Source organism: Deltaproteobacteria bacterium, assembly GCA_028818775.1.
Classification (GTDB): Bacteria; Desulfobacterota; Binatia; order UBA9968; family JAJDTQ01; genus JAJDTQ01.
In genome coordinates, this window is sequence record JAPPNE010000184.1 from 1 (window position 1) to 10,636 (window position 10,636).

Annotated in this window: 11 protein-coding genes; 9 read left to right on the top strand and 2 right to left on the bottom strand. The window is 65.9% G+C overall.

Going from position 1 to position 10,636, the window contains the following annotated elements:
- The 8 genes from OXU42_18920 to OXU42_18955 form a co-directional block, all read left to right on the top strand.
- Positions 1-446, top strand: a 446-nt coding sequence (locus OXU42_18920; GenBank protein MDE0031458.1) for a DUF6282 family protein, incomplete at its 5' end; no start/stop codon positions are given.
- A gap of 156 nt (positions 447-602) precedes the next feature.
- A complete protein-coding gene (ilvD, locus tag OXU42_18925; protein ID MDE0031459.1) occupies positions 603-2,276 on the top strand; it encodes a dihydroxy-acid dehydratase in 1,674 nt (557 codons plus the stop codon).
- 22 nt (positions 2,277-2,298) lie between these two features.
- Positions 2,299-2,703 carry a cupin domain-containing protein gene (locus OXU42_18930; GenBank protein ID MDE0031460.1) on the top strand — a complete coding sequence of 135 codons (405 nt, stop codon included), beginning with the start codon at positions 2,299-2,301 and terminating at the stop codon, positions 2,701-2,703.
- A gap of 96 nt (positions 2,704-2,799) precedes the next feature.
- Complete coding sequence (locus OXU42_18935) at positions 2,800-3,126, top strand: helix-turn-helix transcriptional regulator (GenBank protein ID MDE0031461.1); 327 nt, start codon at positions 2,800-2,802, stop codon at positions 3,124-3,126.
- The gene (locus OXU42_18940) at positions 3,119-4,339 is read left to right on the top strand and encodes a type II toxin-antitoxin system HipA family toxin (protein MDE0031462.1); all 1,221 of its coding nucleotides are present in this window, start codon (positions 3,119-3,121) and stop codon (positions 4,337-4,339) included. Before OXU42_18935 ends, OXU42_18940 begins: the two co-directional genes overlap by 8 nt.
- A gap of 85 nt (positions 4,340-4,424) precedes the next feature.
- Entirely contained in the window at positions 4,425-4,739 is a 315-nt protein-coding gene (gene clpS / locus OXU42_18945; GenBank protein ID MDE0031463.1) for an ATP-dependent Clp protease adapter ClpS, read from the top strand.
- A gap of 35 nt (positions 4,740-4,774) precedes the next feature.
- Complete coding sequence (gene clpA / locus OXU42_18950; protein ID MDE0031464.1) at positions 4,775-7,021, top strand: ATP-dependent Clp protease ATP-binding subunit ClpA; 2,247 nt, start codon at positions 4,775-4,777, stop codon at positions 7,019-7,021.
- Positions 6,909-8,231, top strand: a complete 1,323-nt coding sequence (locus OXU42_18955; GenBank protein MDE0031465.1) for a sulfite oxidase — start codon at positions 6,909-6,911, stop codon at positions 8,229-8,231. The genes clpA and OXU42_18955 overlap by 113 nt, the downstream gene beginning before the upstream one ends.
- 28 nt (positions 8,232-8,259) lie before the next feature.
- Here the strand turns inward: OXU42_18955 and OXU42_18960 are convergent, their stop codons facing one another.
- Positions 8,260-9,420, bottom strand: coding sequence for a GNAT family N-acetyltransferase (locus OXU42_18960; protein MDE0031466.1), 1,161 nt, complete (start codon positions 9,418-9,420; stop codon positions 8,260-8,262).
- Between the two features lie 53 nt (positions 9,421-9,473).
- Here OXU42_18960 and OXU42_18965 point away from each other — a divergent pair, with 53 nt between their 5' ends.
- Entirely contained in the window at positions 9,474-10,355 is an 882-nt protein-coding gene (locus OXU42_18965) for a DMT family transporter (protein ID MDE0031467.1), read from the top strand.
- Between the two features lie 18 nt (positions 10,356-10,373).
- Here OXU42_18965 and OXU42_18970 read toward each other — a convergent pair.
- Positions 10,374-10,636: hypothetical protein (locus OXU42_18970; protein MDE0031468.1), on the bottom strand; the 263-nt coding region annotated here is incomplete at its 5' end.

The following is a 10,636-nucleotide window of genomic DNA, read 5'->3' on the forward strand; positions in this document are numbered from 1 at the left end:
AGATCATGAAGATGGCGGTGGAGAACAAGGTGGGCATCGGCTTCGGCCACACCGACTTCGAGGAACTGCTGCCGCTGTGCAAGAAGGCCAGGGAGCTGGGCGTGCGCGCCACCCTGGACCATCCGCTGCTGGAGCTCAACAAGCTGCTGTTGGACGAGATGAAGGAGCTGGCGGACCTGGGCGTTTACGTGGGTACCTACTGCCAGCCCATGATCCCGAGCCTGTACCAGCCCATCGCCGACCCCATGGAGACCGTCAAGACCATCGCGGAGATCGGCCCCGAACGCTGCATCATTGGCAGCGACTTCGGCCAAGTGCTGCACCTCAAGGCCGTCGACGGCATGCGCGTGTTCATCCGCGCCCTGCTGGGCTTCGGCATCACCAAGGAGCAGATATCCATCATGCTCAAGGACAACCCGGCCAAGCTCATGTGGCTGGACGACTAGGAGCCTGTCCCGAGCTGGGCGAAGGGTTCAGGACGAACGGTTGTGATGCCTTTGTCCGTTCGTCCTGAGCGTAGCGACGCAGAGCGTCGCGAAGTCGAAGGACGGTTCGACTATTCGGACAGGCTCCCGGGAGCCGCAGGGAAGGAGTAGACGGAAATGGCTGAAGCACTCAACCGGCACAGCCGGACCATCACCCAGGGGCCGGACCGGGCGCCGTCCCGGGCCATGCTCAAGGCGGTGGGGCTGACCGACGACGACCTCAACAAGCCGCTGGTGGGCATCGCCAACACCTGGATCGAGGTGATGCCGTGCAACTTCCACCTGCGCCGGCTCTCGGCCAAGGTGAAGGAGGGGGTGCGCGCCGCCGGCGGAACGCCCATCGAGTTCAACACCGTGGCGGTCTCCGACGGCGTCTCCATGGGCACCGAGGGGATGAAGGCCTCGCTCATCAGCCGCGAGGTCATCGCCGACTCCATCGAGCTGGTGACCCGCGGGCACCTGTTCGACGCGGTGGTGGCGCTGTCGGGTTGCGACAAGACCATCCCGGGCACGGTCATGGCGCTGGCGCGGCTGGACCTGCCGTCGCTGATGCTCTACGGCGGCTCCATCATGCCGGGGCGGTTCCAGGGACGCGACGTCACCATCCAGGACGTGTTCGAGGGGGTGGGCGCCCACGCCGCCAAGAAGATGACCGACGCCGAGCTGCTGGACCTGGAGAGCAACGCCTGTCCGGGTCCGGGGGCGTGCGGCGGCCAGTTCACCGCCAACACCATGGCCACCGCCTTCGAGATCCTGGGGATCTCGCCCATCGGCAGCGCCAGCGTGCCGGCCATGGACGATACCAAGGACGACGTCGCCTACCGCGTCGGCGAGCTGGTCATGGAGCTGGTGCGCAAGAACCTGACCGCGCGGCAGGTCATTACCCGCGAGGCGCTGGAGAACGCGGTCGCATCCATCGCGGCCACCGGCGGTTCCACCAACGGCGTGCTGCACCTGCTCGGCGTGGCGCGGGAGGCGGAGGTGGACCTGCGCATTGACGACTTCGACCGTATCAGCTCCAACACCCCGCTGATCGCCGACCTGAAGCCCGGCGGCCGCTTCGTGGCCAACGACCTTTACCGTGCCGGCGGCATTCCGCTGGTGGCGCGCCGCCTGCTGGACGCGGGCAAGCTCAACGGCGATTGCCTGACCGTCACCGGGAAGACCCTGGGCGAGGAGGTGCATGACGCGCAGGAGACGCCGGGCCAGGAAGTGGTGCGGGCCGTGTCCGAACCGCTGAAACCCACCGGCGGGCTGGTGATCCTCAAGGGCAACCTGGCGCCCGAGGGCTGCGTGGTCAAGGTGGCCGGGCACGAGCGCACGCGCCACAGCGGTCCTGCGCGGGTCTTCGATCGCGAGGAGGACTCCTTCAAGGCGGTGCAGCAGGGCGAGATCAACGCGGGCGACGTAATCGTGATCCGCTACGAGGGCCCCATGGGCGGCCCCGGCATGCGCGAGATGCTGGGCGTCACGGCGGCCCTGGTGGGCGCGGGCCTGGGCGAGTCCGTGGCGCTGCTCACCGACGGCCGCTTCTCCGGCGCCACCCATGGCCTCATGGCCGGCCACGTGGCCCCGGAGGCCGCCCGCGGCGGACCCATCGCCGCGGTGCGCGACGGCGACACCATCACCTTCGACGTCGACGCCCGGCGCCTCGACGTGGAGATCTCCGAGGAGGAGATGGACAAGCGCCTGCGCCAGTGGCAGGCACCCGCGCCGCGCTACGCCAGCGGCGTCATGGCCAAGTACGCCCGCCTCGTGTCGTCGGCCTCGGAGGGCGCGGTCACGAGGTAAACTTATTTTCAAGGAGGTTGCCATGGCCAAGTACAACAAGATGTCCATGCCCCTGAAGGACGTGAAGGACAAGGAGTTCCTTTCGCGCAAGCTCAAGTGCACCGGTGTCGGATTCGGCATCGTGCGCATCAAGCCGGGCAAGGGCGCGGAGTACGTGCACCAGCACGAGGTGCAGGAAGAGGTGTTCATGACCCTCAAGGGCGAGGGCACCATCATCCTGGACGGTCGCCGGATTCCCATGCCCGAGGGCACCGTCATCCGCGTGAGCCCCGAGGTCAACCGCGCCATCGGCAACGATTCGAAGCGGGACGTGGTGTTCCTGTGCATGGGCGCGGTCCCGCCGAAGAACTTTCCCTTGGGCGGGCGTACGCTGTTGGGCGACGGCATCCCGCACCGGGACAGGGTGCCGCGCTGGAAGAAGGCGTAAGCGGAATCGCATTACCGCGGTTCACCATCCGGTGTAGGCTGATCGATCGATATGTCTTGACATATATTTGTCGCATATGATCTACTTCAAGCGATCATGGCGACATATCTACTCGAGCAACTCATCGATACCCTGAAAACGGCCCGTGAGGCTCAAGGTCTCAGCCAGCGTGAACTCAGTGCCAAGTCACGCCTTCCGCAGAGCCACATCTCGAAGATCGAGAACGGTGCGGTAGATCTGCGGACCTCCAGTCTCGTGGAGTTGGCCCGGGTTCTCGATCTGGAACTGGTTCTCGTGCCGAGAAGGGGCGTCCCGGCGGTCCGGTCGATTGTCAGGGGTTTGGCTCAGGGACACCGCGGCAGCGGTGGGCCGCTGGTGGAGGTCCCGCCGGCCTACAGCCTGGACGATGAGGACGATGGCTGACGTGACCGTCCTCGACGTGCGGCTTTACGGCACGTCCATCGGCACGATGACACGCGTCGGCGGCGACCGCACGATCTTCGCTTTCAACGACGACTACATCGACGACAATGGCCGTCCGGTTCTCGGGCTGGCCTTCAAGGATGTCCTGGGACAGTTGATCACGGACGTCAAGCCTACCCGCGTAAGGGTGCCGCCCTTCTTCTCGAACCTGTTGCCCGAAGGTCCCTTGCGCGACTATCTCGCCGAACGCGCAGGCGTTCATCCCTCACGCGAGTTCTTTCTGCTCTGGGTCTTGGGAAGCGACCTGCCGGGTGCCGTCACCGTCGTGCCGGCCGACGGCGAACCGTGGCCTGTCGATGCCCAAGCCGGGGGCGACGTGGGACGTCGGGACCCTCATGAAAGCGCGCTGCGTTTCTCGCTCGCCGGCGTTCAAATCAAGTTCTCCGCGATTCACAATGCTCGTGGCGGCCTGACTATTCCGGCCAAAGGGGTCGGAGGCTCGTGGATCGTGAAGCTGCCGTCACGTGAATTCCGCCGGGTGCCGGAGAACGAGTACTCGATGCTGACCCTCGCCCGGCTGGTGGGCATCGAGGTGCCCGCGTTGGAACTCGTGGACCTGGATGAGATCGAGAACCTGCCACGGGGCATCGGCACGCTTGAAGGACAGGCCCTCGCCATCCGGCGTTTTGATCGGCGGGAGGACGGCACCGCCGTACACATGGAGGACTTCGCGCAGGTCTTCGGGGTCTATCCCGGCGACAAGTACAAGCGGGCGAGCGCGCGCAGCATCGCCGCCGTGCTCGGCGCCGAGTGCGGCGAGAACGATATCGCCGAGTTCATCCGGCGCTTGACCTTCAACACGCTGGTCGGCAATGCCGACATGCATCTCAAGAATTGGTCGCTGATCTATCCCGACCGGCGTCATGCGGCACTGGCCCCGGCCTATGACTTCGTTTCTACCGTCGCCTACATCCCCGACGGCGAGGCGGCACTCAACTTCAGCCGCACCAAGCGGTTCGATCAATTCTCGGAAGACGAGATCTTGCATCTCGCTGCCAAGGCACGCCTGCCGCAAAGACTGGTCCTTGATACCGCACGTGAAACAGTGGAACTCTTCCACCAGCACTGGCGCGCGGAGAAGGCGAACTTGCCGCTGGAAGCACGCGTCGTCGATGCCGTCGAGACACACCTGCGCACCGTTCCCATCGCCTGAACCGGTAGCCGCGGGTCATCCATTGATCTACTTGCCCCGGTCGTACTAACATGGACGCCACGGTTGGCTCTTCGGGAGGCCCTCCATGAGCAAGCGCGAACACGATCTGGATCGCGAAGTCGTCGTCGAGACCAAGAAGAAGCTCCAGCGGCCGTCGCTCTTCAAGGTGCTGCTGCACAACGACGACTACACCACCAAGGAGTTCGTGGTGCAGATCCTGGAGTACGTCTTCAACAAGGAAAACACCGAGGCGGTGCAGATCATGCTGCACGTGCACCGGAACGGCATCGGCGTGGCGGGGGTCTATCCCTACGAAGTGGCGGAGACCAAGGTGAAAACCGTGGAGAGCCTGGCGCGCCAGTACGAGTATCCGCTCAAGTGCTCCATCGAAGAGGAATGAGTTCCGAAGCGGCGTGAGCTTCGAAGGGAAATGACGTGATCACCAAGAATCTGGAAGCGGTGCTCAAGGCGGCTTACGACGAAGCCAAGCAACGGCGGCACGAGTTCGTCTGCGTCGAGCACCTGCTGTGGGTGCTCCTCGACGACCCGCACGCCAGCGAAGTCATCGTCCATTGCGGCGGCGACCTCGACCGCTTGCGGCATGAGCTGGAAGAGTTCTTCGAGACCCGCCTGGAGACGTTGCCTGAGGGCACGGAGAAGGAGCCGGAGCAGACCCTGGGCTTCCACCGCATCGTCCAGCGCGCCTTCATTCACGCGCAGACCTCGGAGAAGGCCGAGATCCAGGGGAGCGACCTGCTGGTGGCTATGTACCGCGAGCAGCAGTGCTACGCGCGCTACCTGCTGGAAGCGCAGGACATCAGCCGCTTCGATCTCATCAACTACATCTCGCACGGCGTCTCCAAGCTGCCGGAGGAGGAGCCGCAGCCGCACACTCCCGGGCCGGAGGAGGACGAGGAAGGCGGGCAGGCGCCCCAGCGCAATCCGCTGGAGGCCTTTACCACCGAGCTGGTGGAGAAGGCCTCCAAGGGCCTGCTGGACCCGCTCATCGGCCGCAGCAACGAGATCGCCCGCACCATCCACGTGCTGTGCCGGCGGCGCAAGAACAATCCCATCTACGTGGGCGACCCGGGCGTGGGGAAGACCGCCATCGCCGAGGGGCTGGCGCTCAGGATCCATGAGCAGAACATTCCGGAAGCATTGCAGGACACCCGCATCTACGCCCTGGACATGGGCGCGGTGCTGGCCGGCACCAAGTTCCGTGGCGAGTTCGAGGCGCGCCTGAAGGGCGTGATCACGGCGCTCAAGGACAAGCCCGGCGCCGTCCTGTTCATCGACGAGATACACACCGTGGTGGGCGCCGGCGCCACCAGCGGCGGCTCGCTGGACGCCTCCAACATCCTGAAGCCGGTGCTGGCGTCGGGCGAGATCAAGTGCATCGGCTCCACCACCTACCACGACTACCGGAGCTACTTCGAGCGCGACCGTGCGCTGTCGCGGCGGTTCCAGCGCATCGAGGTGCCGGAGCCCAGCATCGACGAGACCGTCAAGATCCTCCAGGGGTTGAAGCCCCACTACGAGAAGCACCACGGCGTGACCTACAGCCAGCCGGCCTTGCGCACCGCGGCCAAGCTCTCGGCCAAGCACATCAACGACCGTTTTCTGCCGGACAAGGCCATCGACGTCATCGACGAGGTCGGCGCGTCGGTGCGGATCCAACCCGCCGAGAAGCGCAAGAAGACCATCGGCCCCAAGGACGTGGAGCAGATCGTCGCCACCATGGCGAAGATCCCGCCGCGCAGCGTCTCCAGCTCGGACCGGGAGCAGCTCGGCAACCTCGGCCGGGACCTGAAGCTCGTGGTCTTCGGCCAGGACGAGGCCATCGACGCCCTGGCCAGCACCATCAAGCTCTCGCGCTCCGGCCTGGGCCAGCCAGAGAAGCCCACCGGCTGCTTCCTGTTTTCCGGGCCCACCGGCGTGGGCAAGACCGAAGCCGCCAAGCAGCTCGCCCAGATCATGGGCATCGAGTTTCTGCGCTTCGACATGAGCGAGTACATGGAGAAGCACACGGTGTCACGGCTGCTGGGGGCGCCTCCGGGATACGTGGGGTTCGACCAGGGCGGGCTCCTGACCGACGCCATCCGCAAGACCCCCTACGCGGTGCTGCTGCTGGACGAGATCGAGAAGGCGCACCCGGACCTGTTCAACGTGCTGCTGCAGGTCATGGACCACGCGACGCTCACCGACAACAACGGCAAGAAGGCCGACTTCCGCAACATCATCCTGATCATGACCACCAACGCCGGCGGCCGGGAGATGAGCGGCACCGCCCTGGGCTTCGCCCACAACTCCAACGTCGGCAAGGGCAAGGAAGCCATCGAGAAGATGTTCAGCCCCGAGTTCCGCAACCGCCTGGACGCCACCATCTTCTTCAACTCCCTGAGCCCGGTGGTCATCGAGAAGATCGTCGACAAGTTCATCACGCAGCTCGACGCCCAGTTGAACGAACGCAAGGTCACCATCCAGCTCGAGCCCGCCGCCCGCACCTGGCTCGCCGAGCGCGGCTACGACCCCCACTTCGGCGCCCGCCCCATGGCCCGCCTGATCGACAATGAGATCAAGAAAACCCTGGCCGACGAGATCCTCTTCGGCCAGCTCCAGAACGGCGGCCGCGTCCGCGTCGACGAGAAGGACGGGGAGCTGGTGTTCGAGTACGAGGGATAGTCCCACGGATCGCCGCGGTTTTCTCAAGGGGGCCGGCGTTGCAGCCATGGCGGCGGCGGTCGGCGCGGCGATTCCCTTCCACCGGAACATGCCGGCCGGTTTCAGTCCGGAGGCTCTTGCCGCCGATCCGCCGGGAATCGAGGGCAAGGACGGTCTCACCGTCCTCAGCCGTCGGCCGCTGAACGCCGAAACGCCGGCTCATCTGCTGGATGACCCGGTCACGCCGACGGCTCGGCACTTCATCCGGAACAACGGCATCGCTCCCGAGGAGATGGACCCCGCCACTTGGCGTCTGCGGATAGACGGTTTCGTGCACCGGCCCATGACGTTGAGCATCGAAGACCTGAGGGAGCGTTTCGAGGTCGTGACGCGGCGGCTGACTATCGAATGCGGCGGCAACGGCCGGGCGTTTTTCAGCCCGCGGGTGGGCGGCAACCAGTGGACGCTGGGCGCGGTGGCCTGTTCGCAGTGGACGGGTGTCCGTCTCGCCGACGTTCTGAAAGCTGCCGGCGTCAAGGAGAACGTCGTCTACACGGCTCATGTCGGCGCCGATACACATGTGTCCGGCGAAAAGGGGAAGCTGCCGCTTTCCCGCGGGGTGCCTATCGAGAAGGCGATGGACCCCGGCAACCTCATCGCCTTCGGCATGAACGGCGGGCCGCTACATCCCATGAACGGCGCGCCGCTGCGGCTGGTGGTCCCCGGCTGGTCGGGCTCCTGCTCCCAGAAGTGGCTTACTCGGATCTGGCTGCGCGACATGGTGCATGACGGGGCAAAGATGACCGGCGGCGCCTACCGCGTCCCGGAATACCCCATCGAGCCCGGCGAGAAGGTGCCGGACAGCTCGATGGCCATCATCGGTTCCATGCCGGTGAAATCCCTGATCACCACTCCGAGGACCGGGCTTTCCGTCACAGGCCGGGACCTGGCGGTGGCGGGGCACGCGTGGGCAGGTGACAATGAGGTTGCGCGGGTCGACGTTTCCATCGACTTCGGGGCTTCCTGGCAAAAGGCCGCGCTCGCGCGTCCGGCCAACCGCCATGCGTGGCGGCGGTGGTGGGCGATGCTGGAATTTCCTCGAAAGGGCTACTACGAGGTCTGGGCTCGGGCGACCGACGACACCGGAACCAGCCAGCCCTTCGCCATCGCGTGGAATCCCAAGGGATACCTCAACAACTCGATGCACCGGATCTCCGTGCGCGTGAGTTGATGAACCCTCGGGCGCGACGCGTCCTTGACTAGTCTCCTTCCCCCTTCTTCAGCGGGCTTCCCTCAAGCAGATACTCCTGCCGGGCCAGGGTCTCCGAGCGCTCTTCCTGCAGGTAGCGTTCCAGGGCCTGCCTGAAGCGCTTGTTCTGGACGTAGTGGGCGCTGTAGGTCTTGGCGGCCTCGAGGCCGCGGAGGTTCTTGAAGCTGCCGCCGGCGCCGGCCTCGAAGCGCGCCAGGGACTCGTTGATGCAGTGCTCGATAGCGCCGTAGTAGCAGACGTTGAAGTGGAGGTAGCGGTGGTCCTCGAAGGCGCCCCAGTAGCGGCCGTAGAGGGCGTCGGGGCCGCGGATGTTGAAGGTGCCGGCGATGATGCGGCCGTCGCGTTGGGCGACGACGGGGCAGATGAAGGGGTAGGGGCGCTTCAGCAGATCGTCGAAGAAGCGGCGGTTCAGGTACTGCCGGCCGTAGTAGAGGTGGTCGATGTGGTGCTTGTAGAGCTCGAACAGGGTGCGCTGGACGTCCGGAGTGATCTCGTCGTAGGGAAGGGCGCGGACGCGGATGCCCTGGTTGTCCAGCTCCCGCCGCTCGCGCTTGATCTTGTTGCGGCGATCGCTGCGGAAGGCGCCCAGGTAGTCGTCGAAGGTCCCGTAGTCACGGTTCTGCCAGTGGAACTGGAGCCCGATCTTGGGGATGAAGTCGAGGTCTTCCAGCGCCTCCATCTCTTCGCGGTCGCAGAAGTTGATGTGGATGGACGAGAGCTCATTGCCGCGGCAGATCTCCACCAGCGCGCGGCCCAGGATGGCGATGATGCCCTTGCGGTCGATGCCCGGCGCGGTGAGGAACCGCGAGCCCGCCACCGGCGTGAACGGCACGCCCACGAGCATCTTGGGGTAATACTGGATGCCCGACTGCATGGCGTAGGAGGCCCACTGGTGGTCGAAGACGAACTCCCCCATGCTGTGGGACTTGAGGTACATGGGGCAGGCGCCGAGGAGGTCCTTCCCCTTTTCGACCACGAGGTGGTGCGGCGCCCAGCCGGTCTGGTCGCAGACGCAGCCGGTGTCTTCCAGGCAGTCCAGCCAGTCCCAGCGCATGAACGGCGAGCCGTCCCGCAGCAGTGAATCCCACGCCTCCCGCGTCACCTCGTTGATGCGCCGGACGATGCGGACCGAGAGCCGTTCCTCCTCCATGGCCCCACCTTCTTGCCAGAAGGACCCCATCAGGTCTAGGTGTCTGTCTGATCATGACTCTCTTCGCTCTCAGCCTCCTCCTGGCGGCCGCCTTCGTTCATGCCACCTGGAACCTGCTGCTCAAGAAGGCCCAGGGCGGGCCGGCGTTCCAGTGGTTGTTCGGCGTGCTGTCCGTTGGCCTGTACCTGCCCGCGGTGCTGGCGTGGTGTTGGTACCGCCCGACCCACCTGAGCACGACGATGGTCGCCGTGATCGCGGGCAGCAGCGTGTTGCACACGCTCTACTACGGAGTCCTGCAGCGCGGGTACCGGGTGGGCGACCTGTCCGTGGTCTACCCGTTGGCCCGCGGCACCGGGCCTTTTCTGGCCGTTATCGGAGCGGTGCTGATTCTCGGGGAGCGTCCCACCGCCGGGGTCATGGCCGGCGGTATCCTCATCATCGCGGGCGTCTTCGTGTTGAGCGGCGCCGGCGCCTGGTCCCGGCGCGGCGCGCCGTCGGGGGCCGCGGTGACGTACGGCCTGGCCACCGGGGTGGTGATCGCCAGCTACACGCTGTGGGACAAGAACGCCGTGAGCGCAATCGGCATCGCGCCCTTGCTCCTCGACTGGGGCACCAACTGCGGGCGCACCATCCTGCTGGCGCCCGTCGCTTGGCGCCGCCGCCCCGAGCTGCGCCACCACTGGCTGCGGCACCGCCGCGAGGCCCTGGGGGTGGCGCTGCTGAATCCCCTGGCCTACATCCTCGTGCTGACCGCGTTGCAGATCACCCCGGTGAGCCACATCGCTCCGGCCCGGGAGATCAGCATCCTGATCGGCTCGCTCATGGGGATACGGCTGCTCGGCGAGGGGGCCGCGGGGGTGCGGCTCCTGGCCGTGGCGAGCATGACCCTGGGACTGATCCTGATCGTGTGGAATGGGCCGGTCAGTTCGAATTGACCGCCAGGGCACTCGCGGTCAGGCGTTCCCGGCCAGTTGCCGCAGCACGTACTCCAGGATGCCGCCGTGGCGGTGGTACGCCAGTTCGGCGGGGGTGTCGATGCGGCAGGTCACGCGGAAGGTGGTCGCCTTGCCCTCGGCGTTGGTGGCCGTGACCTCCAGCTCCTTGCGCACGCTCAGGCCGTCGGCCACGCCGGTGATGTCATAGGTCTCGAAGCCGGTGAGCCCCAGGGACTCGGCGTTCTCGCCCTTCATGAACTCCAGCGGCAGGATGCCCATGC